22 protein-coding genes are annotated in these 23578 nt (G+C 67.3%); 7 read left to right on the top strand and 15 right to left on the bottom strand.

What is annotated here, in order from left to right:
• A partial coding sequence (locus AUL36_RS09235; protein ID WP_192843810.1) for a cbb3-type cytochrome c oxidase subunit I occupies positions 1-359 on the bottom strand: 359 nt, incomplete at its 3' end.
• Entirely contained in the window at positions 356-1261 is a 906-nt protein-coding gene (locus AUL36_RS09230; RefSeq protein WP_244497084.1) for a cytochrome c oxidase subunit II, read from the bottom strand. The genes AUL36_RS09235 and AUL36_RS09230, both read right to left, overlap by 4 nt.
• Before the next feature lie 496 nt (positions 1262-1757).
• On the opposite strand from AUL36_RS09230, the gene AUL36_RS09225 reads away from it, so the two are divergent.
• Positions 1758-3068, top strand: coding sequence for a S41 family peptidase (locus tag AUL36_RS09225; protein WP_244497083.1), 1311 nt, complete (start codon positions 1758-1760; stop codon positions 3066-3068).
• 3 nt (positions 3069-3071) lie between these two features.
• Here AUL36_RS09225 and AUL36_RS09220 read toward each other — a convergent pair whose 3' ends face one another.
• Both AUL36_RS09220 and AUL36_RS09215 read right to left on the bottom strand, forming a co-directional pair.
• Positions 3072-4382 carry an SDR family oxidoreductase gene (locus tag AUL36_RS09220; protein WP_062219949.1) on the bottom strand — a complete coding sequence of 437 codons (1311 nt, stop codon included), beginning with the start codon at positions 4380-4382 and terminating at the stop codon, positions 3072-3074.
• Positions 4383-4385: 3 nt separating this feature from the next.
• Positions 4386-4853 (bottom strand): DUF2269 family protein, encoded by a 468-nt coding sequence (locus AUL36_RS09215; protein ID WP_062219946.1) that lies wholly within the window; start codon positions 4851-4853, stop codon positions 4386-4388.
• Positions 4854-5055: 202 nt separating this feature from the next.
• Between AUL36_RS09215 and AUL36_RS09210 the strand changes: the two genes are divergently transcribed.
• A complete protein-coding gene (locus AUL36_RS09210) occupies positions 5056-6123 on the top strand; it encodes a pyridoxal phosphate-dependent aminotransferase (protein ID WP_062219945.1) in 1068 nt (355 codons plus the stop codon).
• A gap of 123 nt (positions 6124-6246) precedes the next feature.
• Here AUL36_RS09210 and AUL36_RS09205 read toward each other — a convergent pair whose 3' ends face one another.
• The 3 genes from AUL36_RS09205 to AUL36_RS09195 form a co-directional block, all read right to left on the bottom strand.
• Entirely contained in the window at positions 6247-9786 is a 3540-nt protein-coding gene (locus tag AUL36_RS09205) for an error-prone DNA polymerase (protein WP_441294142.1), read from the bottom strand.
• 11 nt (positions 9787-9797) lie between these two features.
• Entirely contained in the window at positions 9798-11285 is a 1488-nt protein-coding gene (locus AUL36_RS09200) for a Y-family DNA polymerase (protein ID WP_244497085.1), read from the bottom strand.
• Between the two features lie 70 nt (positions 11286-11355).
• Entirely contained in the window at positions 11356-12438 is a 1083-nt protein-coding gene (locus AUL36_RS09195; RefSeq protein WP_192843809.1) for an ImuA family protein, read from the bottom strand.
• 293 nt (positions 12439-12731) lie between these two features.
• On the opposite strand from AUL36_RS09195, the gene AUL36_RS09190 reads away from it, so the two are divergent.
• The gene (locus tag AUL36_RS09190; RefSeq protein ID WP_058635511.1) at positions 12732-13154 is read left to right on the top strand and encodes a metallopeptidase family protein; all 423 of its coding nucleotides are present in this window, start codon (positions 12732-12734) and stop codon (positions 13152-13154) included.
• Here AUL36_RS09190 and AUL36_RS09185 read toward each other — a convergent pair whose 3' ends face one another.
• The 6 genes from AUL36_RS09185 to AUL36_RS09160 form a co-directional block, all read right to left on the bottom strand.
• Positions 13155-13856, bottom strand: a complete 702-nt coding sequence (locus AUL36_RS09185) for a TIGR02117 family protein (RefSeq protein WP_202814747.1) — start codon at positions 13854-13856, stop codon at positions 13155-13157.
• On the bottom strand, positions 13853-14155 hold the full coding sequence (locus AUL36_RS09180; protein ID WP_062219940.1) for a hypothetical protein: 303 nt from the start codon (positions 14153-14155) through the stop codon (positions 13853-13855). Before AUL36_RS09180 ends, AUL36_RS09185 begins: the two co-directional genes overlap by 4 nt.
• Positions 14152-14358 (bottom strand): DUF1737 domain-containing protein, encoded by a 207-nt coding sequence (locus AUL36_RS09175; RefSeq protein ID WP_058599371.1) that lies wholly within the window; start codon positions 14356-14358, stop codon positions 14152-14154. The genes AUL36_RS09180 and AUL36_RS09175 overlap by 4 nt, the downstream gene beginning before the upstream one ends.
• Entirely contained in the window at positions 14355-15239 is an 885-nt protein-coding gene (locus tag AUL36_RS09170) for an HpcH/HpaI aldolase/citrate lyase family protein (protein WP_062219938.1), read from the bottom strand. Before AUL36_RS09170 ends, AUL36_RS09175 begins: the two co-directional genes overlap by 4 nt.
• A 145-nt stretch (positions 15240-15384) precedes the next feature.
• On the bottom strand, positions 15385-15813 hold the full coding sequence (locus tag AUL36_RS09165) for an organic hydroperoxide resistance protein (RefSeq protein ID WP_058599369.1): 429 nt from the start codon (positions 15811-15813) through the stop codon (positions 15385-15387).
• Between the two features lie 119 nt (positions 15814-15932).
• Positions 15933-16397 (bottom strand): MarR family winged helix-turn-helix transcriptional regulator, encoded by a 465-nt coding sequence (locus AUL36_RS09160; RefSeq protein ID WP_058635515.1) that lies wholly within the window; start codon positions 16395-16397, stop codon positions 15933-15935.
• A 213-nt stretch (positions 16398-16610) separates the two neighbouring features.
• Here AUL36_RS09160 and leuD point away from each other — a divergent pair, with 213 nt between their 5' ends.
• Together leuD and AUL36_RS09150 are read left to right on the top strand one after the other, a co-directional pair.
• Positions 16611-17216 carry a 3-isopropylmalate dehydratase small subunit gene (gene leuD, locus AUL36_RS09155; RefSeq protein ID WP_058599367.1) on the top strand — a complete coding sequence of 202 codons (606 nt, stop codon included), beginning with the start codon at positions 16611-16613 and terminating at the stop codon, positions 17214-17216.
• The gene (locus tag AUL36_RS09150; RefSeq protein ID WP_062219936.1) at positions 17216-17611 is read left to right on the top strand and encodes a RidA family protein; all 396 of its coding nucleotides are present in this window, start codon (positions 17216-17218) and stop codon (positions 17609-17611) included. The genes leuD and AUL36_RS09150 overlap by 1 nt, the downstream gene beginning before the upstream one ends.
• A 96-nt stretch (positions 17612-17707) precedes the next feature.
• On the opposite strand, the gene AUL36_RS09145 is transcribed toward AUL36_RS09150, so the two are convergent.
• On the bottom strand, positions 17708-19981 hold the full coding sequence (locus AUL36_RS09145) for a HAMP domain-containing methyl-accepting chemotaxis protein (RefSeq protein ID WP_062219934.1): 2274 nt from the start codon (positions 19979-19981) through the stop codon (positions 17708-17710).
• A gap of 307 nt (positions 19982-20288) precedes the next feature.
• Here AUL36_RS09145 and leuB point away from each other — a divergent pair, with 307 nt between their 5' ends.
• A complete protein-coding gene (gene leuB / locus AUL36_RS09140; RefSeq protein ID WP_062219932.1) occupies positions 20289-21401 on the top strand; it encodes a 3-isopropylmalate dehydrogenase in 1113 nt (370 codons plus the stop codon).
• 91 nt (positions 21402-21492) lie between these two features.
• Here the strand turns inward: leuB and AUL36_RS09135 are convergent, their stop codons facing one another.
• Positions 21493-23148 carry an MFS transporter gene (locus AUL36_RS09135; RefSeq protein ID WP_058602141.1) on the bottom strand — a complete coding sequence of 552 codons (1656 nt, stop codon included), beginning with the start codon at positions 23146-23148 and terminating at the stop codon, positions 21493-21495.
• Between the two features lie 263 nt (positions 23149-23411).
• Between AUL36_RS09135 and AUL36_RS24845 the strand changes: the two genes are divergently transcribed.
• Positions 23412-23537 carry a hypothetical protein gene (locus AUL36_RS24845; RefSeq protein WP_275477493.1) on the top strand — a complete coding sequence of 42 codons (126 nt, stop codon included), beginning with the start codon at positions 23412-23414 and terminating at the stop codon, positions 23535-23537.
• The last annotated feature ends 41 nt before the right edge of the window (positions 23538-23578 follow it).

Raw genomic sequence — 23578 nt, 5'->3', positions numbered from 1 at the left:
GGCAGGAGGATCACCGCCACCGCCTCGAAGATCGGCACGGCGAACAGGAACATCATCACCGTGCCGTGCAGCGTGTAGACCTGATTGTACATGGTCGCCGACAGGAAGTCGGTGTCGGGCGCGACCAGTTGCACGCGGATCATCAGGCCGAGCACGCCGGCGAACAGCATGAAGGCGAAGGCCGTCGCCGTGTACCAGACGCCGACCGTCGTGTTGTTGACGTCGGACCAGTAACGCCAGCCCTTGGGGCTGTCCCAGACGGCGATCAGACGCTCGGCCTGGGCCTTGCGGACGGATTCGTCCTCCTGGTCCGGGTCCTCGGGGCGGCGCATCGCATTGAGTTCGGCCGCCATGCTCATTTCAGCGCCCCCAGCCATTCGGCGATCTGCCGGAGTTCGTCCCGCGGCAGCATGGAAAAGGACGGCATTTCGACGCCCGGCTTCTCGTGTTCGGTGAGCGCGACGAAGCGCATGATATTGTCGGGGTTCATGTCCAGAATGCCGGCCCCGAGCGTCTGGCGGCTGGCCAGATGCGTGAGATCAGGGCCGACGAGGCCGGCCGAGTCCGTGCCGCGCACGGCATGGCAGGCGCCGCAGCCATTGCGCTCGAAGGCGATCCGTCCGGGGTGGTCGAGAACCGTCGTGGGCGCGGCTTCCGCCGCCACCTTGGCGTCGAACTCCTCCTGGCTGACGACGCGCACGCGAAACAGCATCTGCGCATGGGCCGTGCCGCAGAACTCGGCGCAGATGCCGTTGTAGAGGCCGAGCTTGGTCGGCTCCACCACGAGCCGGTTGATGCGGCCAGGGATCGTGTCCGTCTTGCCCGCGATGTTCGGCACCCAGAACGAGTGGATGACGTCGGGCGAGCCCAGAAGCAGCTCGGAGCGCCGGTTCACCGGCAGCCAGATTTCGTTGGCGGACGGCACGCCCTCGCCCGACAGCGCCTTGGCGACGCCCGGCGTATCGGGCGTGTTGTAATGAACGCGCCACCAGAAGCGCTCGCCCGAGACGGCGATGCGCGGGCCATCAGCCGGGGCACGGAACTCGGGCATGAGGCGCAAGCCGAAGACAAGAAGCGCCGTCAGCACCACGACGGGAAAGGCGACGCCGCCCCACAGGATGAAGCGTTGGCCGGCCTTGTCGCTCAAGGGCCGGCTTTCGCTGCGCGTGGCATAGACCGAAATGCCCATGACGAAGAGCCAGATGGCGATGGCTCCCGCCAGCATGACCCAGAACAGGCCGAGCACGCGGTCGCTTTCCATGCCCGCCGGGGCGAAGGTCGATTGCGGCCCTTGGCAGGCAGCGAGGGCAAGAAGCGGCAGAAGCGACGCCGCGCGCCGAAGCGCGAGGCCTCGTGCAGGCTTGGCACCGCACCAAAGCTCGGCGCTGTGCGGAAGCTCGGCGCTTCGCGGGAGCTTGGCGCTTCGCGGGAGCTTGGCGCTTCGCGGGAGCGCGATGTCGCGCCAGCAGCCTTGCCTTCGAGTGGATGAAGTGGCCCGTTTCAGCGTCGTTCCCCCGGCGCGTCCGCGCCCTGCCCCCGGCCGCCGTCTCCCTCAAGACGTCGGACCCTGTTCCTGAAGGGACAAACTATGGCGCACGATGCTTTTGGCGATGCGCAGGCAGGCGCTTGGCGGCATCACGCTCACGTGATAGATGATGCGCCATAGAACGATGCAATAGACCTGATCGCGACGACCGGAGGGGCCGTTCGATGCTGCGGGCCTGTCGAGTTGATTCGACGGATCGGAAAGAGCACCGATGCCGTTTCGACGCGTCCTGCCGATTGTCGCCTTTCTCGCCTGCGCGATGAGCCAGCCGCTTGAATGTCTGGTGGAGCCAGCATCTGCCCAGACCATGCCTGTACGAGATCCGGATTTGGCCGAGCGCGCGGCGATCGCCTCGGCGGCCTATCATGCGATCCGAACCTATTTCGCTCATGCCGAAGGCCTGCCCGCCGACTTTGATTTCGAAGCGCGCTATCACGCCTATCTGAGGGAAGCTCTCACGGCGCCCGATCGGCGAAATTTCTCGCTGGCGACCATGCGTCTCTTCGCCAGCCTGAAGAATGGCCATACCGGCTTTTTCGACGAGGTGATGGAACGGGAGGCACGCCCGCTGCCCTTCACCCTCCGCCCGGTCGAGGGCGCCTGGACCATCCTCCGTTCGCGCCTTCCCGTCCTTTCTTCCGGCGATGTCGTCATTGCGGTGGACGGACACCCGATCGATGAATGGCTGGAGCCGATCCGGGCCGAGATCGGACAGTCGAGTCAGGCGACCCTCGACCGCGTGGTCTGGAGCCGTCCCTTTCTTTTCCCTTCCAGTTTTACGCTCACGCTGGAGGACGGACGGGAGGTTCCTATCGATCGGGCAGCGCCCTCCGACGCGCCATGGCGCGGACTTACGCTGTCAAAGGAAGTGACGTCCCGCCCCGGCCCCGACGGGCTCGTTATCCTGCGCATTCCCAGTTTCGACGGGCATCGGTATGAGGACGAGGCCATCACCGCCATCCGGGCGGCAAAGGATGCGCGCGCCATCCTTCTCGATCTTCGCGGCAATGGCGGCGGGCAAACGCCGAGCCGGCTTCTCGCGGCCATCATGACCCGGCCCTATCGCGGCACGAGCTTCGTTTCTCCCATGACCATCGCTCTCAACGATGCCCAGGAGGCGTTCCACGGGACGGTGGCCTCCCTGCCCCAACTGATGATGCGCGCGGGAGCAGACACGACCCAGCCCGAGCCGGATGCCTTCGTCGGGAAAATGGCGGCTCTGGTAGATGGCGGCTGCGCCTCGGCCTGCGAGGATTTCGTTCTGCGCTTCCAGGATGGCGCGCGGGGTCCGGTTCTGGGCGAAGCGACGTTCGGCTCCACCGGACAGCCTTTCGTTCAACGCTTCCCCGAGTTCGGCATGAGCTTTCGCGTGTCCACCAAGCGCGAAACAAAGGCCGACGGACAGGCCTTCGAAGGGGTTGGGGTCACACCCGACATGCCGATCCCCCTCACCCGCAGTGAGTTGCGCGAGGGCGTCGACCACCAGTTGGACCAAGCGATCCGGCTTCTCTCCGGTTCGTAAATCCTACCGCTCGTCCAGCAGCGCGAGCGCGACCAGCGCGAGGACGATGGCGGGCAGGGTCTTGACCATGGAGCCGAGCGGGTCGAGCCAGAGGTCGGGGTCGAAGAGAATCGCGCCCAGAACATAGGCCAGCGACAGGGCGATGGCGGCCCAGAGTCCGAGACGGGCGGTGCGACGGGTGGCGATCATCGTGCCGATCTGAATGTCCAGAAGGCTGGTCAGCACCGTCGCGCCCTTGGCAAGGCCCACCGGCAGGCCGAGCCCGATCAGGATCGCGGTGGCCGCTTCGAAGGAGATCGTGAGCGCGACAAGGCCGGACACGAGCCAGAACAGAACGAGCATGGTGAACACCAGAGCCTTCAGGAGATAAAGACGCGCGAACCAGCGCTCTTGAACGGTGGCAGGCGTGCCGGAGAGGGCATCGAGGAGCGAGGCGGGCTGAAGGCCCGTCGCCTCCATCCAGGCGCCGGGATCGCCCGAAACGCCGCGCTGCATTTCCATGAGCGCGGTGGTGCGGATAGGCGGCGACCAGCCGAGACGCGCGGCGAGATCGCCCAAACGCGCGCCGGCCATCATCAGAAAACCGGGAAGGCGCAGCCGCGCGGGCGGGCCGCCGAGATGGAGGCGCACGGCCTCCACCACGGTTTCCACTGTGCCGGGCCGACGCTCCATCACGTCCCATGTGACGCACCAGTCTCGCTCGCCCTCGGCCCAGCGATGCGCAAGGAAGGCCACCGTACGAGCGATGTCACGAACGTCCGTCGCAGCAAAGGGGCTTGCGGCCTCGCGCGCCGGCAGGGCGAAGGGCAGCATGGCCAGCGCGCGGATCAGCGCGCTGCCGCCATAGGCTGCGGGAGCCCAGACGAAGCCGGGGCGCAGGATCGCGAAAGAAACGGCCTGCTGCGCGATCAGGTGCTCGGCCTCGCGCTTGGTGAGGCTGAAGCCTGTCCGATCCTCCGCCTCGCGGCCGGGAATGGAAATCTGGACGAGAAGGCGCGTTCGCGTCGCCTCCACCAGCCGGGCGGCGAAATCACGATGCACCGCCCGCGCCCGGCCCTTGCCGCTGTCCTGCAACACGCCGATGCAGTTCACGACGATCTCCGCCCCTTCCGCGTCCAGAAGGCGCGAGAGATCGGCGGCGGACGCTTCCACGAGCGGCGTCTCGATGGGGCGTCGCAGGGCGCGGCGCTGGGCGGGCGTGAAGCGGCGCGCAAGCGCCAGGACGGGGTAGCCTTCGGCCTGCAAATGACGCGCCAGCGCCTCGCCAATCAGGCCGGAGGCACCCAGGATCGCGATGGTCGGGAGCGGAGTCATCGGTCAGAGGCTCGGCTTGGCGATCATGAGCCAGAGGATGGCCGCAACGGCACCGAAGCCCGGAAAGCCGAAGAGGAACCAGATGCGAAAAAGCCTATGATAGCGCGGCGGCAGCGGCTCGGCCCGGGCTACGGCCTCTTGTGCCAGATCGCGCATCCGCGCCTGAATCCAGACCACCGGCAGCCAGAACAGGCCGGCGACGCCATAGAGCGCCAGCGAGGCGACAATCCAGGGCTCGTTCATGGCATAGCCGGCTTCGCGCATCAGCAGATAGCCGGTGATGGGCTGAAGCGTCACGGCGGAGGCGGTAAACAGAAGATCGGCCGTCACCACCACGCCGGCCGTGCGCGCGACGAAGGCGGCGTCGCTTGTGCGGTGGGCCATCAGCATGAAAAAGGCGATGCCCGTTCCCGTCCCCAGAATAACGGTCGCGCCGACAACATGCAGGTATTTCAGCAGGAGATAGGTCAAGGGACTGTCTCGGATGGGCCGCCGGAGACAATCTCACACCTCTATCACAGACCCGTAAACGCTCGACTCGCAGTTGTGGATAGGGCTAACGGATGGGAAGAAAGGCCACCGGAGCCGGCCGACATGGGAGCGCTTCGCCCCTCGCCAGTGCGCCTTTCGCCGGTCTATCAAAGGCGCGCGCAACGCGGGGAGCTGTCGTTTCATGAGCCGTTTCTGGAGCCGGATCGTCCACACGCTGGAGCCCTATGTGCCGGGCGAGCAGCCTCGCGTCGCCAATCTTCTGAAGCTGAACACCAACGAGAGCCCTTATGGCCCCTCGCCCCGCGCGCTGGAGGCGATCGGCGCGGCGGCCTCGGACGATCTGCGGCTCTATCCCGATCCGTCCTCGCTGGCGCTGCGCGAGGCGATCGGCGCGAGCTTCGGCCTGTCGGCGGGCGAGGTCTTCGTCGGCAACGGGTCGGACGAGGTTCTGGCCCATGTCTTCCAGGGGCTCCTGAACCACGAGCGGCCGCTGCTCTTCCCCGACCTGACCTATGCCTTCTATCCGACCTATGCCCGGCTCTTCGGCATTCCTTACGAGACCGTGGCGCTGGACGAGGGGTTCCGGGTGCGGGTGGAGGATTACCGCCGGCCCTGCGGCGCGATCATCCTGCCCAATCCCAATGCGCCGACCGGCATCGCCCTGCCGCTGACGGCGATCCGCCAACTGTTGGAGGATCACCCCGACCAGCCCGTGGTGGTGGACGAAGCCTATGTGGATTTCGGCGCGGAGAGCGCGGCGGGTCTCATCAGGGACCATCCCAACCTTCTGGTGGTGCAGACCTTTTCCAAGTCGCGCTCGCTAGCGGGCCTGCGCGTCGGCTTCGCGCTCGGCCAACGTGGGCTGATCGAGGCGCTGGAGCGGTTGAAGGACAGTTTCAACTCCTATCCGCTCGGCCGCACCGCGCAGGCCGGCGCGCTTGCCGCCTGGCGGGACCGGGACTGGTTCGAGCATCACACGGCGCTGACGGTCGCCGCGCGGGACGAGCTTTCAGTCGCGCTTGGAGGCCTCGGCTTCGGGGTTCTGCCGTCCCGCGCCAATTTCCTGTTCGCTCGGCACCCGGCGCGGGCGGGCGCCGACCTCGCGCGGGCGCTGCGCGAGCGGGCCATTCTGGTGCGTCATTTCGCGCGCCCGCGCATCGCGGATTTCCTGCGCATCACGGTCGGCACACCGGCCGAATGCGAGCGGCTGGTGGAGGCGCTGCGGGAGATTTTGGCGCGGAACGCCTGACACGGCCTCACTTCGCCGAGGTTGAGCGTCCAAGCAGCGGCGATGATGCTCGCAGATGTCTGGCATTACCGGGGTTCCCTCTTCTGCCCGGAGGCATCGCAGACTCCGGGACCGCCGTCGCCCTCAGTGAAAGTTGCGCCCCTTGGGCAGGACGGCATGGGTGCGCCGCGCATCGTCCTCCACCGCGCCCGGCCGCTCGCCCAATCGCACCTCCCAGGGCACATCGGGCATGGTGCGGCCCTCGCGCGGGGTTCGGTGCAGGTTGACGCGGCCTTCGGGCTGCGGGCGGCGGAACTCGTCGGCGCGCGAGAGAACCGCGCCGAGCGCGCTCGCCGCCTCCACCACATCGGCCGGAATGGGTCGCTGCAGCGCGCGCTCATTCCCGTGATATCTCAACGGCTTGCGCACATGGTCGGCCGGTTGCAGCGTGTTGGTGCGCTCCAGCCCGCCCTTCGAGAGGTGAGCGAGAAGCGGCGAGAGGTCTTCCAGCCGCTCGGCGACCAGATGCTGCACGCCATGATCGCGCTGGATGCGGCCGGAAATGCGGATGAAGCGCGCGCCGAGCACGACGGATCGGAAGCGCTCGAACATGGTCTTCCAGACCACGATATTGGCGACGCCCGTTTCGTCCTCCACCGTGATGAAGACGACGCCCTTGGCCGAGCCCGGCCGCTGGCGAATGAGCACGAGTCCCGCCACATCCACCCGCCGCCCCGGCTTCACCTGATCCAACGCCGCCGTCTGGACGATGCCGAGATCGCTCAGGTGCCCGCGCAGGAAGGAGATCGGGTGCGCCTTCAAGGATAGCGACAGGAAGCGATAGTCGTTCACCACCTCCTCGCCCTCCGGCATGTCGGGCAGCGCGGCGGGGGCTTCGGGGCGCAGGTCCGGCCCCTTGGCCAGCGCGAAGAGCGGCAGGTCCTCCACCGGCTCGTCCAGCCCCTGCACCGCCCAGAGCGCGGCGCGGCGCTTGAGGCCCATGTCCTGAAAGGCGTCGGCATCGGCCAGCCGCTCCAAGGCGCGGCGGGACAGGCCGCTGCGCTGGCGCAGATCATGGAGCGAGCGAAAGGGGCCGCCCTGTTCGCGCGCCTCGACCAATCGCTTCATATCCGCGTCGCCCAAGCCCTTCACCTGCCGAAAGCCGAGCCGCAGCGCATGGCGGGTGCGGATCGCGCCGGCCATCTCGCGATGGCGCGGGTGCATGTCGCGCGGGTCGAAGCGGCCGGGCTCCAGCGCGGAATCCCAGCGCGAGCGGTTGACGCAGACGGCACGCACCTCCACCCCGTGCTCGCGCGCGTCGCGCACGATCTGCGCCGGGGCGTAGAAGCCCATGGGCTGCGAGTTGAGAAGGCTAGCGGCGAAGACATCCGGGAAATGGCACTTGATATAGGCCGAGGCATAGACGAGCAGCGCGAAGGAGGCGGCATGGCTTTCGGGAAAGCCGTATTCGCCGAAGCCCTCGATCTGGCTGAAGCAGCGCGCGGCGAAATCGGGCTCGTATCCCTTGGCGATCATGCCGGAGATCATCCGCTCCTTGAAATGCGTCACCTGCCCTGAGCGCTTGAAGGTCGCCATGGCGCGGCGCAGCTTGTCCGCCTCGGCCCCCGTGAAGCCGGCCGCGACCATGGCGATGCGCATGGCCTGTTCCTGAAACAGCGGAACGCCGCAGGTGCGCTCGAGAATATCCTTCAGTTCGTCGCTGGGAAGATCGGGCTTCTCCAGCCCCATGCGCCGCCGCAGATAGGGATGCACCATGTTGCCCTGGATCGGGCCGGGGCGCACGATGGCGACCTGGATGACAAGATCGTAGAACTCGTTGGGCCTCAGCTTGGGCAGCATGGTCATCTGCGCCCGGCTTTCGATCTGGAAGGTGCCGAGCGTGTCGGCCCGATGCGTCATCCGCCAGACCGGGGCGTTGGGTGGCTCGACGGGCAGCGTGTCGAGCGAGGCCACCCGCCCGTCGCCCGTCGCCTCGCCGGGATAGAGCCGGTTCAGCATTTCGAAGGCGCGGCGCAGGCAGGAGAGCATGCCGAGCGCCAGAATGTCGATCTTGAGAATGCCGAGCGTGTCGAGATCGTCCTTGTCCCATTCGACGATGATGCGCCCCTTGGAGCCAGTGTTGAGCACGGGCACCGTCTCGTCCACCCGGCCGCGCGTCAGCACGAAGCCGCCGACATGCTGCGACAGGTGGCGCGGAAAGCCGGCGAGCTGATGGGCGAAGTCGAGCACATGGCGGGTCGTGCGATCCCCAGCCGACAGGCCCGCCGCCTCGGCTTCCGCCGCGCCGAGATCGCTCGCCGAATAGCCCCAAACCGAGCCCGACAGGGCGCTCAAGGCGTCTTCCGACAGGCCGAAGCACTTGCCGACCTCGCGCGCCGCCGAGCGGGCGCGATAGGTGATGACGGTGGCGGCGATCGCGGCCGAGTCCCGCCCATAGAAATCGTAGATCCAGCGGATCACCTCGTCGCGCCGCTCGTGCTCGAAATCGATGTCGATATCGGGCGGCTCGTCGCGCTCGGCGGAGATGAAGCGGTCGAAGAGCAGCCCGGCCTTGTCGGGGTGAACCTCCGTCACGCCGATGCAGTAGCAGACCACCGAGTTGGCCGCCGAGCCGCGCCCCTGGCAGAGGATTTTCATATCGCGCGCGGCCTGCACGATGCGGTGGACGGTGAGGAAGTAGGGCTCGTATTTCTTCTTCTCGATCAGCCTCATCTCATCCTCGATCCGCGCGAAGATCGCGGGCGGAACGGGTTTGGGATGGTAGCGCCAGGCCGCGCCTTCATAGGCGAGACGCCGCAACTCCTCGGCCGGGCTGACGGACAGGCCCAGCGCCTCGTCGGGATAGTCGTATCGGAGGCTGGCGAGGTCGAACTCGACCTCTTCGAAAAATCGCCTGGCTTCATGGATCGCCTCTTCGTGGCCGCGAAAAAGCCGCAGCATCTCGCCCTCGTGTTTCAGCCGTCGCTCGGCGTTGCGGGCCAGCCGAAAGCCGGCTTGCGCAAGCGGCACATGCTCGCGAATGGCGGTCACCACGTCGCTCAGGGGCCGGCGCTCCGTGCCATGATAGAGCGCGTCATTGGTCGCGAGAAGCGGCGCCCTGAAGCGTTGCGCCAGCGCCTCGGCGCGCTCGATCCGCCGCCGGTCGCCGCCGTCGAAGCGCGGGGCGAGCGCGAGGCGCACGGCCTTGGGAAAGGCCGAGACGAGCGGCGCGAGGGACTGAGTTAGCCGGCGTTCCGCCGCCTGCGCTTCCTGCCCGTCGCCACCGAGTTCCTCCGGCGCAAGCAGCGCGAGGCTGAGACCTTCGCCCCATTCGACGAGATCGGCCAGGGTCAGATGGCATTCACCTTTGGGCGCGCGCAGGTTTCCTGTTGTCAGAAGCCGGCAAAGCCGCCCCCAGGCGGCGCGGTCGCGCGGATAGGCGAAAAGGTCGGGCGTTTCGTCCTGAAAGACGAGGCGCGTTCCGGCGCGAAAGGGCATCTGCACCAGTTGCGCCTGCCCATAGGCGCGCACCACGCCGGCGACGCTGTTGCGATCGGCCAGCCCCAGCCCGCCCAGCCCCAGCGCCTGGGCGGCCACCACCATCTCGCCCGGCTGCGAGACGCCGCGCAGAAAGGAAAAGGTCGAGGCCGCGCCGATCTCGCAAAAGCCGGGGCCGGGGGGCAGGAAGCCCGATGTCACGCGAAGAGCCCATGCAGGAACCAGCCGGACGCGCCGTCCGGCCGCGCGCCCTCGCGAAACATCCAGTAGCGCCGGCCGCCCTCGTCCTCGACGCGGAAATAATCGCGCTCCGGCGCGGCATCCTCGCGCCACCATTCGGGCGCGATGCGCTCCGGCCCCTCGATCCGCTCCACGCGGTAATGTGCGCGCCGCCAGCGAAACTGGCGGATCGGCCCGTCCGGCACCTCGGCCGTGGCGCTCACCGGCTCGGGCGGCACGAGAAGCCGGAGCGGCCGGGGGGCGAGCGGCGTGTCCGAGCCGCCCGCGTCCGACGCACTCAGCCATTGGACGCGGTGCTGGGCGCGCTCGGGCCGGTGGCTCTCGTCCGGCTCCAGCGAGAACAGCGCGGTTTCGCCGAGCCGCGTGGACAGGCGGTCGAGAAGTTCGGCCAAGGCTTCGGGCGCGCTCTCCTCTTGCGTGAGGCTCGTCTGCGCTTCCGCCATCGCCTCCGTCTCCACCACCGACAGGCGCAGGAGATCGTAGCCGAAGCCGACATCGAGATCGTCGCCGATCCCCTTCAGCCGCTCGGCGAAGAGACGCTCGATGCGCCGGGGATCGCGCAAGGGGCGGGCGCTGCGCACGGGAAGCCGCTCCACCCGTCCATCGACGCGAAACAGCGTGAGCTCCAGCCGCCGCGCGCCTTGCCCCCGCGCTTCCAGCTCGGGCTTGAGATGACCCGCCAAGTGGTTCGCAATGCGCAGGATGTCGTCGGACAGGCTCACGGGTTCGAAGAGAAGCCGCTCGTGCGTCAGCGAGGCCACGAAGCGGCGCGGCTCGATCGGCGGGCGATGGCGGCCGGTTAGCGCGTCGAGCCGTGTCAGAAGCCCCGAGCCGAAACGCCGCGCGAGCTGCGCGCGCGACAGGGCCAGAAGGTCGCCCACCGTGACGAGGCCGAGCCGGGCGAGACGCCCGCGCTCCTCCGCCCCGATGCGCAGCGCGGCGATCGGCAGCGCCGTCAGGACGGGCGGCTCGGCTCCCTCCAGCAGACAGGTGCCCGGCCGGTGCCGCGCCAGGGCGGAGGCGAGGGCCGGATGCGAGGCGAGGCCCCAGCCGAGCGCGAAGCCTTGCGCGCGAAAACGCAAGTGCACCTCGCGGCACAGGCCCCCTTCCCCGCCGAAGAGATGGGCGCAGCCGGAAATGTCGAGCACGAGCCCCTGCCGCCCATCCAGCGCGACCAGCGGTGTGTAACGCTCGGCCGCGTCCGCCAAGGCTTCCAGAAGATGCCGGTCGGCCGCGCGGTCGCTCTCGCACAGTTCCAGTTCGGGAAAGCGCGCCCGCGCCTCGGCGACGCCCAGCCCCGGACGCAGACCGAGCCGAGCCGCCAGATCGCAGAGCGCCACGAGCCGCTCCGCGCCGTTCTGCCGTTCATAAAGGGCGAGCGGGCGCAGCACCTCGGCGCCGGGCGCGAGCTCGCGCTGCGAGGGGCGCAGCGTGGCGGGCGGCATGGTGGCCGGCGGGCGATGGCCATTGCCCGCGCCTAAGCGCGGCGTCAGGACGGGCGTGCCAGCGCTCGGGTCAAGAGGCGTGGCGGCGAGGCTCGGCCCTTCGGCTCCCTCCGTCTCGAGCCGCCAGGAGCGACCGAATCTCTGCCGTCGCAGCCGGTCCGTCGGCAGGCGGGGAAAGAACAGGGCGAGAAAGCGCGGCGGCACGCTCGGCTTGGACGAATCGACGCTCATGGACGTTCCACTCCAGATGGAATTGGCCAAGACGGCCATCGCGGGATTTTTCGATCGCTACGGCAAAGGCGGGCGCGCCGAGGCAGGAATGGGCCTCCAGCCCCGGCACGCGGCCCGCCGGCGCGGCGGAAAGTTGCAGGCGCAAGGGCGCGGCGGTGGTCTCGGCCGAGCCGCCCTGTCGCAGAACGAGAACCGGCCGCCCCGCGTGGCGCGAGCGCCAGTGCAGCCGGCGCGAGCCCTCCAGCGACAGCGCGGCAGGGTTGTTCTGCACCTCCAGAAGCGTCAGCGCCGGCGCGCCGGAGCGCGCGGCCTCTTCCGCCGCCCAGAGCGCGTCCTCCAGCCGGCGCGCGCGCACCATCACCAGCGCGGCGGGGTCGAGCCCGAAGGCGACGAGCCCCGGCCGATAGGGATAGCCGGCATCCGTCAGCGTCGCGGCGGGCGCGATCCAGACGAGCGGGCGCCGAGGCGACGCGCCCAGCCGCACCGCGAGCGCCAAGGCGAAGCCGAGCCCCGCGCCTCCGTCCCGCACGGTCTCGACCCGGATTTCCGACAGGCCGGCTTCGGGAAAGCCACCGCCGAGCGCTTGGTCGATCCTGTCCGCGCCGAGCCGGCAGACGGGCAGAGCAGGACGAAATTCCTCTTCCGCTTTTTCGATCTCGGCTTGTGCCGGACCGTCTGTTCTGGCTTTCCGGGGAGTATCCCACGTCTCGGATGGGCGGTGCTCGATCCGGCGGATCGCCTCGCGCAGGGTGTCGAGCTGCCGCCCATTTGGGGTCGCGCCCGCGGCATGGGGAGACGATAGAGGGTCCGCCGAAACGCTTGACGAAGCCTTGTTTTCTCTGAATGAATCCAGACATCTGTCAAACACCGGCCCCTCATCCCAGGGCGCGGCAAAGGCGGCTTTTGGTTGGACCCCCGACATGAACGTCTCCTTCGGACAAACCCTCGTCAGCCCTGAGGCTTTGTCCGAAACGGCATCTGTTCCCTCTATGTTCCTATGAATTCCAGAGCTGCCGATTCGAGTCAATCGATCAGCATCAAGGATTACATTCCTTGTTCACAGCTCTTGCTCGGCCCTGTGGAAAACCGGGGGCTTGGGTCTCTCATAGGGAAAGATGCGCGTCCGCGCGCATTCGTGAGCCGAAGCGGGCTCGCAGGGTGCGCCGCGATATGCCACGACACGATGAGCTTCGTGGGACTGGGAAAGAGAATGCGATGGGTCAGCGCGATCAGGCGGGGGACTGGGGCCAGCGCATGGCGCCGAGCCTGGAGGAGATCGAGGCCTTGGCGCTCGACGCCTATGCGCAGCTGCCGCCCGAATTTCGCGCGCTTTCAGGTGAGATCCGCTTCCATATCGCCGACTTCCCGGAGGACGAGGTGGTCGAGGCGATGAATCTCGAAAGCCCCTTCGATATTCTCGGCCTCTTCGAAGGCCGGCCCGTGGCGGAAATGGCGGTCGGCGCGACGGGCGAATTCCCCAACCGCATCCTCCTCTACCGCCGCCCGATCTTGGATTATTGGGCCGAGCACGAAGAAACCCTCAGCGCCCTCGTCTCCCACGTCCTGATCCACGAAATCGGCCACCATTTCGGCCTGTCGGACGACGACATGGAAGCGCTGGAGGCCGAGGCGGATTGATCACCCCAAGACCTTGGCCTCGTGCCAGTCCAGCCCCCACAAAAGCAGCGGGGGCAAAGGGGACCAGAGGCTGGTGGTGAGGCCGGCTTGGCGCAGGGCTTGCGCCGTCCAGGTGTTGCACCCGAACAGGAGATTGAAGCCGCCGCGCGCTTCGTAGAAGCGGTCATAGGGGCCGTAGGAGAAGCCGGGCAAGATCTCCGGCGCGCCGGATGGGGTGCGCTGGAAGCTCGCCTCGATGAAGCGCAGAAGCGCTTGGAAGGCCGGCTCGCTCAAACTGAGGCGGCGCAGGCCGGGCTCCTCGCCCGTCAGCGCGGGGGCGAGCGAGAGATGCAGCACCGAGCGGTCATAGGTGACGGAGTGCCAGAGCGCTCCCACCGTCAGGTCGCGCCATTCCGGTGTCTGCGTGTAGAAGGCGCGCCCGCCCCAGCCGACCGCGATGGCGCCGACACGCGGATCGTCCAGCGGCAGCCCGTCGCCGGCCAGGAAACCGAAGCGTGCCAAAACATCCGGCGTCGCGGGCAGGAGAATGTCGGTGTGGATCGGGTTGGCGGCCAGCAGCACGACCCGTTCCTCGCCGGCTTCCGGTGGCGGAAAGCGGACTTCGGGCGCGCGCGGGATGGCGAGCGCCAGAAGCGCGAGGCCGGTAAGGCTCGCGGCAAGCGCCAACCCGGCAGCGAAGAGCGCCCGGCCCCAGCGCCTCAAGAGCGGGGCGCGCTTCGACGCTGCAACCGCTCTTCGGCCCGACGCAGCGCCTCCTCGCCGCGCGCGAGGCCTTCGTCGCCTAGGCGCACAGCGTCCTGTCCCGTGCGGACCGCAGCGCCGGCTCGGCGCAACACTTCGGCACCAAGATCGAAGGGCGCGCCCCGGAGCGAGCCCAGCGCGCGCAGAGCCGTTTCCGCTTGGCGCAAGCCGGCTTCGCCCTCGCGAAGCCCTGCCTCGCCAGACCGCAGCCCTGCGCGTCCGGCCCGCAGACCCAGACGGCCGAGACCGAGCGGGTTCATTGCTCGCCGAGTTTCATCGCGGGATCATAGTCCTTGCCCTCGACGATCTTGGTGACGGGCTGGGCGCATTTCATCACGCCTTCCTTTGCGTCGAACGCATAGGCCGGGCTGCCGGCGAGTTCCCAGCCCTTGGAGAGGGCCAGCGAAACCTTGTGGCAGAAGGCGGCGTCGTCCACCCCGGTGAGCAGGCGATAGAGCTTCATGGGTTTGTTCTTTCCTCGATCGAAGCGGCGCGGGCGAGCAGGCGCTCGGCCGCCTGTAAGTGTAGGAGTTCCACCATCCGCCCCTCATGGCGGATGACGCCGCGCCCCGCATTGTCAGGCGCGGCAAAGGCGGCAACGAGGCGGCGGGCGCGCTCGATCTCCTCGCTCGATGGCCCGAAAGCCGCGTTGGCGCCCGCGATCTGCGCGGGATGAACAAGCGTTTTGCCGGCAAAGCCCATGCGGCGCGCCTGCGCGCATTCGGCTTCGAAGCCCCCGATATCGGTGAGATCGGACCAGACGCCGTCGAGCACGGGAATGCCGGCCGCCTTGCCGGCGACGAGAACGGGGCCGAGCCAGGGCATGAGTTCGGGGCGGCCGGGGGAGAGTTGGAGATCGGCGGCAGAGACGAGATCGTTCGGCCCGATCGCGAGCGCGCCGAGCCGGTGGCGCAGGCGCGCCTCCGCGATGTCGGGGGCATGGAGCACCCCGCGAGGCGTTTCCACCATGGCCCAGAGCCGAAGATTTTGGGGCGCGTCGGTTTCCACCAGCGCGTCGTCGGCCTCGTGCAGTTGGCGCGGCCCCTCGACCTTGGGCAGGAGAATGGCATCGACGCGAGCCCCGCGCGCCATCAGGAGGTCTTCCGTGCCATGCCGCGTGGCGAGCGGATTGATGCGCACGACACGCAGGATGGAACTGGGCGGGCGGGCGAGAAGATGGGCGCGCAGGCGCTCGCGCGCGGCGTCCTTTTCCTCATCGGCCGCCGAATCCTCCAGATCGAAGATCAGCGCGTCGGCCTTCAGCGTGGCGGACTTGTCGAGCGCCCGGCCGTTGGCGGCGGGCACGAAGAGAACGGATCGCAGGAGCGGTTCGGCTTCGGTCATGGCGTGAAGGTCTGCCCGATCCCCCCGGCCTGTTCAAGGCGGGCGTGATGGAGAAGGCCATGAAAAAGGCCGGAGCGCGGACGCGCCCCGGCCTCGAGTCGTGACGAGAGCTCAGGCAAGCTTTGCGCTCACATGAGCGCCGCGCTTAGGCCAACGTCAGGCCGACATTGACGTTGTTGCGCGTGGCGTTGGAATAGGGGCAGACCTCGTGCGCGGCGGCGATCAGCTTTTCGGCCTCTGCACGATCCACGCCCGGAAGGTCGATCGTGAGGTCGGCGGTGATGCCGTAGCCGCCTTCCGAGCGCGGGCCGAAGCCGATTTCGGCCGTCACCGTCGCCTCGGCCGGAACCTTGACGCCGACCTTGGACGAGACCGCGCGCATGGCGCCCAGGAAGCAGGCCGAATAGCCGGCGGCGAACAGCTTCTCCGGGTTGGCGCCGACGCCGCCGGGGCCGCCCATTTCCTTGGGAACCACGAGCTTCACATCGACCGAACCGTCGTCGGAGCGCGCCGCGCCGTCGCGGCCGCCGCCGTTGGCCGTGGCCTTGGTCTTGTAGATGACGTCAACGGGCATGGGAATCGTCCTTTGAATTTATGGGAAGTAGAAGGGTTGAACGGAGCGCGTCGCCCGACAAGCGACACGCGGAAGGGTCACGCCCGCCGAGGCGGGCCGACCGAAATCGTCGAGGCGTCTCAGACGGCCCGGCGCTGGTGCCCATAGGTGCTCGCCAAGGCATCCCGCAGGGCGCGAACCTCTTCGTTGAGGGCCATCACCCGATCCAGCGACATGCCGGATGCGGACAGTAGCTCCTGGGCAAGGCAGGCGCTCTCCTCACGCATGGTCCGCCCGGCTTCGGTGAGCGACACCGTGACCTGTCGCTCGTCCTCCGGATTGCGCCGGCGCGTCACGAAGCCGGACGCTTCCAGGCGTTTGACCAGCGGTGTCACCGTACTCGGCTCGAGGTCGAGCCGGTCGGCGATGCTGCTGACGCTCGGCCCGTCGCCCTCCCAGAGAACGGACAGAACGAGATATTGCGGATAGGTGAGCCCCAGCCGATCCAGGATCGGCTTGTAGGTTCGCCCCACGGCCATGGACGCGCCATACAGCGAGAAGCAGAGCCTGTCGTCTAACGGGATCGGACGCTCCAACCGCGTCATGGCCTGGTGTTCCTCTCTGTTGATTCGGTTTTAGTTTATCGCGATAAACATTGCAACGCGTTTTTTCATCATCATCTGCATTTTCGAAAACGCCCCTCCTGCCGAAAGGGGTTGGTCGAAGGGCATTGGAGGGTGTAACGACACCGACACGAAAATTTTCCGGCCTCTCTTCAGGAAAATTCCATCCGAGCCCCAGGGGAAAGGATCGCCATCATGCAGAAGTTCGATCAGCTGACGGGCGTCGCGGCGCCGCTTCCGACGCTCAATGTCGATACCGACATGATCATCCCCAAGGATTACCTGAAGACGATCAAGCGCACGGGCCTGGGCGTCGGGCTCTTCGCCAATCTGCGCTACAAGGAAGACGGGTCGGAGGACGAGAGCTTCGTCCTCAACCGTCCGGCCTATCGCAAGGCCGAGATTCTGGTGGCGGGCGACAATTTCGGCTGCGGCTCCTCGCGCGAGCACGCGCCCTGGGCGCTTCTGGATTTCGGCATCCGCTGCGTGATCTCGACGTCCTTCGCCGATATTTTCTACAACAACTGCTTCAAGAACGGCATTCTGCCGATCCGCGTCAGCCAGGCGGAGTTGGACGCGCTGATGGCGGACGCCGAGAAGGGCGCGAACGCCACGCTCAGCGTCGATCTCGAAGCGCAGGAAATCCGCCGGCCGGACGGCGGCGTGATCCATTTCGAGATGGACCCGTTCCGCAAGCACTGCCTCATCAACGGACTGGACGATATCGGCCTGACGCTGGAGCGCGAAGCCTCCATCAGCGGCTTCGAGCAGCGCCTCGGCGCCGAGCGCCCCTGGGCCTGATGGAGAGTGAGGCCAGGAGCCGGCGGCTCATCTCCACCGGCTCGCCCTTCGAGCGGCAGGCCGGCTACAGCCGCGCCGTGGCGCTCGGCAACATCTGCGAAGTGTCGGGCACCACGGGCTACGACTATCGCACGATGACCATGCCGGAGGATGTCGGCGAGCAGACCGAGAACGCGCTGGCGACGATCGAAGCCGCGCTGCGCGAAGCCGGCTTTGCGATGAGCGACATCGTGCGCGTTCGCTATATCGTGACGGACGTTCGCTTCGCGGATGCGGTCTTCGCGGTCACCGGCCGCTGGTTCGGCGAGATTCGCCCGGCCGCGACGATGATCGTGGCGGGGCTGATCCGGCCGGAAATGAAGGTCGAGATCGAGGCAAGTGCGCTTCGCGCCTGATCGGTGAAGCCTCGCAAATCATTCAAAAAAGAAGCCCGGCGCGGGATCGTCCCGCGCCGGGCTTTTTCGTGATCGACCCTGACGGCGCGACGAGCCTCAGCGGCTCATGCGCTCGAACCCATCGTTGCCGCCGAGATCCAGCGAGAAGCCGCCCTTGACGTCGCGCTGCGTGGCGGCAAAGCCGGCCGCCTTGGCTTGCAGCGAATGGACGGGGTTGGCATCGCCCGCTTCGAACAGGTCGTCAGCATCGGCAAGATGCACCGCCGGGGCCTTGGCGGGCGAGGTCGGCTTGTTGGCAGGCTGAGCCGCGCCCTTGCCCGTAGCGGACGGTGCCGGCGCGCGCGCGGGGGCCTTGGACACAGGCCGGGCCGAAGATGCGCTGGGCGCTCCGCGCTTGGGGGCAGGAGCCTGAGACGCGCCCGACTTGCGCGCGTCCACTTGGCGGTTGGTGGTTTCGATCTCCAAGGCTTCCGCCTGGATCAGCGCGTCGCGCTCGGCATCCGTCATGCGGAAGAAGCCCGCGCGCTCTTCGAGGCGGCCCGCTTCGGACGCCAGCTGCTCGGCCGTCGCCGTCATCTGGTTGGCCGCGCCGGCATTGGCCTGCGTCACCTGATCCAGCTGCCCGATCGCCTGATTGATCTGCTCGATGCCGATCGACTGCTCGCGGCAGGCCGCTGAAATCTCGGAGACCAGCTCCGCCGTCTTTTTGATGTCCGGCACCAGCTTTTCCAGACGCGAGCCGGCATCTTCCGCAACGATCAGCGTGCGCGAGGAAAGTTCGCCGATCTCGGTCGCCGCCGCCTGGCTTCGCTCGGCGAGCTTGCGAACCTCAGAGGCCACGACCGCGAAGCCCTTGCCGTGTTGCCCGGCGCGGGCAGCCTCGATGGCGGCGTTCAGCGCGAGCAGGTCCGTCTGACGGGCGATCTCCTGCACCACGGCGATCTTCTCGGCGATCTCACGCATGGCCTGCGTGGACTGGGCTACCGCATCGCCTGTGGTGCCGGCATGTTCTGCGGCCTGGGCCGCGATCTTCTCGGTGGTGGACGCGTTGTCGGCGTTCTGGCGGATATTGGCGGTCATCTCCTCGATCGCCGCCGAGGCCTGCTCGGAGGCCGCGGCCTGTTCGGTCGAGCCGGACGATAGCTTCTCGGCGGTTTCGGCCGAGCGGGCCGAGCCGGCGGCGACCAGTGAGGACGAGGCGCGCACGCCCGAGACGATCTCGGAAAGCTTCACCGTCATGTCGCTCATGGCGCGCTGGAGATCGGCCAGTTCGTCACGGCCCTTCACTTCGATGCGCTGCGTCAGGTCACCCGAGCCGATGCGGCGCGCCAATTCAACCGCGCGCGACAGGCCGCGCGAGATCGACAGGCCGAGCCAGGCGGCAACGGCCAACCCGATCAGCACCGCGCCGCCGATCAGCGCGATCAGGAAGATTTTCGTTTCCGTGAAGGCCGTGTTGGCGCGCTGCACGAAGCCGCTGGCGATCTGATCCTCGACCTTCTTCTGCGCGAGAATGCGGGTCTCGAACTTCTCGGCCGCCGGCACGATCTGACTGTTGAACAGGTTGCGAGCGCGGCCCGTGTCATTGGCGATGCCGCCAGAGACCCAGCCGTTCATCGCGTCCTTGAACTGGCCCCAGCGCTTTTCCAGCGAATTCAGCCGACCTTGGAAGGACGGGTCGGCCGCCGACTTCAGCTGGTTGATATAGGCGCCGAACTGAGCCTGACGCGCGGTCAGAAGCTGCGACATCGCCTTCAGCTTGGCGTCGTCGGTCTCGATCAGCACCTGATTGGCCATCATGCGCATTTCGGGAAACCGGGCGCGCATGTCCGACAGCGTGTTGATCGAAATGGTCATCAGCGGCGTCTGCGGCCCGGCGCGGAAGGCGCTCTGGAGCTGCTGGAGGACATTGGTGATTTCGATGCCGATCGGCTCGGCCTTGCCCATGGCCTTGATCGCGTCGGTGCGGAAGGTTGTGGAGGCGAAGGGGCGCGCCTGCGCGAAGGCGGCGTCGAGTTCGCCGAGCAGAGTCTTCATATCGGCGGCGTCCCCGCGCATCGCCTCCGGCAGACCCGCGATATAATCCTGAAGCACGGTGTTCACCGTGCCCATCTTTTCGTCGAAGCGCGCGCCGATCGCCTTCTGCTCGTCGGCTTGCTGGCTGAGGATCAGGCTCTGGAAGTCGCTGCGCGCGGTGGCCTGGAGCGCATAAAGCTCGCCCAGGCGCTGAACCTGCCGGAAAGGCCCATCGGTGAAGGCCTCGGTCTGCTCGTTGGAGCGCCCGAGTTCGCCCAGTCCCACCGCGCCAGTGGCCGCCAACATCACCAGAACGACACCGAAACCCGCCGCGAGCTTGGTCCTGATACTCAATCTCACCGCTTCATCCCCCGATAAGACGCCGGGCGACAGATCTGTCGCCTTATTATTCCCGTTGCAGACGATCGTTCGCCTTTTCCCGTTGCCAAGATATTGACGCCTCGGCTCCGCGCACGCCTTCGCTGGAATCGGGGTCAAGAAAGCATGAAGACGCGCCCGCCAAAATGCGCCGACACGCGGGCGCGCCGCGCGATCGGTCCGCTCTGCGCCGGCCATGGCGGCTTGCGGTCGGCGGGCCGGGCCGCTACGACCCGTCCGAACCAACTGCCGCACCGGCGGATTTCGAGCCCTGGGGGATCTCATGACCACGCGCAAGCTTCTTCTTCTGCCGGGCGACGGCATCGGACCGGAGGCGATGGCCGAGGTCGAGAAGCTCGTGACCCTTCTCAACGCGGAGCGCGCGGCGGGCTTCGAGACCGAGCGCGGCCTGGTCGGCGGCTCGGCCTATGACGCGTCGGGCGATCCGATTTCCGACGCCGACATGAACAGGGCCATGGCGGCGGACGCGGTGCTCTTCGGCGCGGTGGGCGGCCCGAAATGGGATAGCGTCCCTTATGAGAAGCGTCCCGAGGCGGGTCTCCTGCGCCTGCGCAAGGACATGTCGCTCTTTGCCAATCTGCGCCCCGCCATCTGCTATCCCGCGCTCGCCGAAGCCTCCTCGCTCAAGCGCGAGCTGGTGGACGGGCTCGACATTCTGATCGTGCGCGAGCTGACCGGCGGCGTCTATTTCGGCGCGCCGAAGGAGATCGTGGATCTCGGCAACGGCCAGAAGCGCGGCATCGACACGCAGATCTACGACACCTACGAGATCGAGCGTATCGCGAAGGTCGCCTTCGAACTGGCGCGCACCCGGCGCGGCCGCGTCACCTCCATGGAAAAGCGCAACGTCATGAAGTCGGGCGTCCTGTGGAACCAGGTCGTCACCGAAACGCACAAGGGCTACAGCGACATCACGCTCGACCACATGCTGGCGGACGCCGGCGGAATGCAGCTGGTGCGCGCGCCCAAGCAGTTCGACGTCATCGTGACCGACAATCTCTTCGGCGACATGCTGTCCGACATCGCGGCCATGCTGACGGGCTCGCTCGGCATGTTGCCCTCCGCCTCCTTGGGCGCGCCGGACGAGACGAGCGGCCAGCGCCGCGCCATGTACGAGCCCGTCCACGGTTCGGCTCCCGACATCGCGGGCCGCGGTATCGCCAACCCGATCGCCATGATCGCCTCCTTCGCGATGATGCTGCGCTATTCCTTCGCCATGGTGGACGAGGCCGACAAGCTGGAAGCGGCCATCGCCGAAGTTCTGGAGTCGGGCACGCGCACGGGCGACATCATGGCGCCGGGCTGCCGCGAGGTCGGAACGAGCGAGATGGGCGACGCGGTGCTCGACGCCTTCCGCCGCAAGCTCGCGGCCTGACGCTCTTCGTTTCCTGAAGAACAGACAAAACCGCCGCCCCGGTTTCCCGAGGCGGCGGTTTTCGTTTGAGGCTTATCTGCGAGCGCGCCGATCAGTCGGCGAGATCGACGCCCTTCTTTTCGCGAACGAAGATGACGCCGATCACGACGGTTAGGAGCGCGAAGAAGACCGGGTACCAGAGACCCGCGAAGATATCGCCCGTGGAGGCGACGATCGCGAAGGAGGTCGCCGGCAGAAGGCCACCGAACCAGCCATTGCCGATATGGTAGGGCAAGGACATGGCGGTGTAGCGGATGCGCGTGGGGAAGAACTCCACCAGCGCGGCGGCGATCGGGCCGTAGACGATGGTCACGTAGATCACCATCACCGTCAGGATGGCGATGACCTTCAGGGCCTGAACCGAGGCGAGCGCCGAGAAGAAGCCGGTGATCTTGACCTTGGCCGGGTCGTTGGCGGCGGGGTAGCCGGCCGCGACCATGGCGGGACCGAGCGCTTCGGAGAAGCCCTTGGCGTCGGTGAAGGCGATCGGCGCGCCGCCATTGACGACGAGCTGCGGCGCGCTGCCGGCGGGCGCGTCCACCTGCGTGTAGCGGAAGGCCTGCTGCGACATGGTGCGGCGCATGATGTCGCAGGGGCTGGTGAAGGTGCGGATGCCGACCGGATCGAACAGCGAGCCGCAGGTGGCGGGATCGGCCACGACTTCCGCCCGCACGGTCTGGATGGCGCTGGCATAGGTCGGGTTGGCCGCGTTGGTCAGCGCGCTGAAGAGCGGGAAATAGGTTGCCGCCGCGAGCAGGCAGCCGGCCAGGATCACCGGCTTGCGCCCGATCCGGTCCGACAGCGAGCCGAACACGAGGAAGAAGGGCGTGGCCACGATCAGCGCCCAGGCGATCAGGACGTTGGCCGTCAGAAGATCGATCTTCAGCACCGTCTGCAGGAAGAACAGTGCGTAGAACTGGCCGGTGTACCAGACCACGGCCTGACCGATCACGAGCCCGAACAGCGCGATCAGGACGATCTTGCCGTTGCGCCAGTTGCCGAAGGCTTCCGAGAGCGGCGCCTTGGACTGGGTGCCCTCTTCCTTCATCTTCTGGAAGATCGGCGATTCATGCATCTGAAGGCGGATATAGATCGAGATCAGAAGCAGGATGATCGACAGAAGGAAGGGAATGCGCCAGCCGCCCGTCAGCCCGAGAAACAGCGGCTGCGAACTCTGGAAGGCGTCTTCGCCCAGATTCAGGCGCAGCGTCACGATCACGAAGAGCGACAGGAGCAGGCCCATGGTCGCCGTGGTCTGAATCCAGGCGGTGTAGAAGCCGCGACGGTTGCGCGGCGAGTGCTCCGCGACATAGACGACCGCGCCGCCATATTCGCCGCCGAGCGCCAGGCCCTGCGCCATGCGCAGCGCCACGAGGATGATCGGCGCGGCAACGCCGATCTGGTCGTAGCCCGGCAAAAGGCCGACCGAGAACGTCGACAGGCCCATGATCAGGATCGTCAGAAGGAACGTGTATTTACGTCCGACGAGATCGCCGAGGCGCCCGAAGACCAGCGCGCCGAAGGGGCGCACGAGAAAGCCCGCCGCGAAGGTCAGAAGCGCGAAAATGGCCTGCGTGGCCGGCGGAAATTGCGAGAAGAACTGCCGCCCGATGATCGCGGCGAGCGTTCCGTAGAGATAGAAATCATACCATTCGAAGACGGTGCCGAGCGAGGAGGCGATGATCACCTTGCGCTCGCGCTTCGTCATGGGCTGGCGTTCCAGCGCCGGATCGGCGCTCCTGGAATAACTTGTCACGCGTTGTCCTCCCTGGCCGCATGAAGCGGCGGCGCCTCCCAGCGCTGGTCGCAAAGGCTAACGGATTTTTACGAAATAGGAAGTTACACCGCCCTTTTGCCGACACAATTCAGCTGCGATCACGTGACTGCTATCGTGTCTGTTGGTCAGGAACCTCGAGAGCTTGGCCGCATTCTGCCTCCAACGAGACACATCAATCCTTGGAGACCGAACCCATGATCCGCAGCATCATCAAAGCCTTGTTCGTCGGCTGGGTCACGAAGAAGATCGCCGAGCGCAGCGCGCGCCGCTCCGCCACGCCGCAGCCGGTGGGCACGCCCTATCCCGATCGCCGCGTCTGATCCAGGCGCCTTGGCACGGATCAAAGCGTCGAAGTTTTAAA

The organism is Aureimonas sp. D3 (assembly GCF_001463805.1).
Lineage (GTDB): Bacteria > Pseudomonadota > Alphaproteobacteria > Rhizobiales > Rhizobiaceae > Aureimonas > Aureimonas ureilytica_A.
The sequence above is the reverse complement of the archived record's forward strand: the minus strand, read 5'-3'. Positions and strand labels throughout refer to the sequence as shown.

Excerpts from the sequence above, each read along its gene's own strand:
- leuB (WP_062219932.1), top strand. The coding sequence starts at position 20,289 with ATGACCACGCGCAAGCTTCTTCTTCTGCCGGGCGACGGCATCGGACCG.
- AUL36_RS09175 (WP_058599371.1), bottom strand. The coding sequence starts at position 14,358 with ATGAAGCTCTATCGCCTGCTCACCGGGGTGGACGACGCCGCCTTCTGC.
- AUL36_RS09190 (WP_058635511.1), top strand. The coding sequence starts at position 12,732 with ATGGGTCAGCGCGATCAGGCGGGGGACTGGGGCCAGCGCATGGCGCCG.
- leuD (WP_058599367.1), top strand. The coding sequence starts at position 16,611 with ATGCAGAAGTTCGATCAGCTGACGGGCGTCGCGGCGCCGCTTCCGACG.
- AUL36_RS09170 (WP_062219938.1), bottom strand. The coding sequence starts at position 15,239 with ATGACCGAAGCCGAACCGCTCCTGCGATCCGTTCTCTTCGTGCCCGCC.
- AUL36_RS09150 (WP_062219936.1), top strand. The coding sequence starts at position 17,216 with ATGGAGAGTGAGGCCAGGAGCCGGCGGCTCATCTCCACCGGCTCGCCC.
- AUL36_RS09160 (WP_058635515.1), bottom strand. The coding sequence starts at position 16,397 with ATGACGCGGTTGGAGCGTCCGATCCCGTTAGACGACAGGCTCTGCTTC.
- AUL36_RS09210 (WP_062219945.1), top strand. The coding sequence starts at position 5,056 with ATGAGCCGTTTCTGGAGCCGGATCGTCCACACGCTGGAGCCCTATGTG.
- AUL36_RS09230 (WP_244497084.1), bottom strand. The coding sequence starts at position 1,261 with ATGGAAAGCGACCGCGTGCTCGGCCTGTTCTGGGTCATGCTGGCGGGA.
- AUL36_RS09220 (WP_062219949.1), bottom strand. The coding sequence starts at position 4,382 with ATGACTCCGCTCCCGACCATCGCGATCCTGGGTGCCTCCGGCCTGATT.
- AUL36_RS09225 (WP_244497083.1), top strand. The coding sequence starts at position 1,758 with ATGCCGTTTCGACGCGTCCTGCCGATTGTCGCCTTTCTCGCCTGCGCG.
- AUL36_RS09165 (WP_058599369.1), bottom strand. The coding sequence starts at position 15,813 with ATGCCCGTTGACGTCATCTACAAGACCAAGGCCACGGCCAACGGCGGC.
- AUL36_RS09135 (WP_058602141.1), bottom strand. The coding sequence starts at position 23,148 with ATGACGAAGCGCGAGCGCAAGGTGATCATCGCCTCCTCGCTCGGCACC.
- AUL36_RS24845 (WP_275477493.1), top strand. The coding sequence starts at position 23,412 with ATGATCCGCAGCATCATCAAAGCCTTGTTCGTCGGCTGGGTCACGAAG.
- AUL36_RS09195 (WP_192843809.1), bottom strand. The coding sequence starts at position 12,438 with ATGTCGGGGGTCCAACCAAAAGCCGCCTTTGCCGCGCCCTGGGATGAG.
- AUL36_RS09180 (WP_062219940.1), bottom strand. The coding sequence starts at position 14,155 with ATGAACCCGCTCGGTCTCGGCCGTCTGGGTCTGCGGGCCGGACGCGCA.
- AUL36_RS09200 (WP_244497085.1), bottom strand. The coding sequence starts at position 11,285 with ATGCCGCCCGCCACGCTGCGCCCCTCGCAGCGCGAGCTCGCGCCCGGC.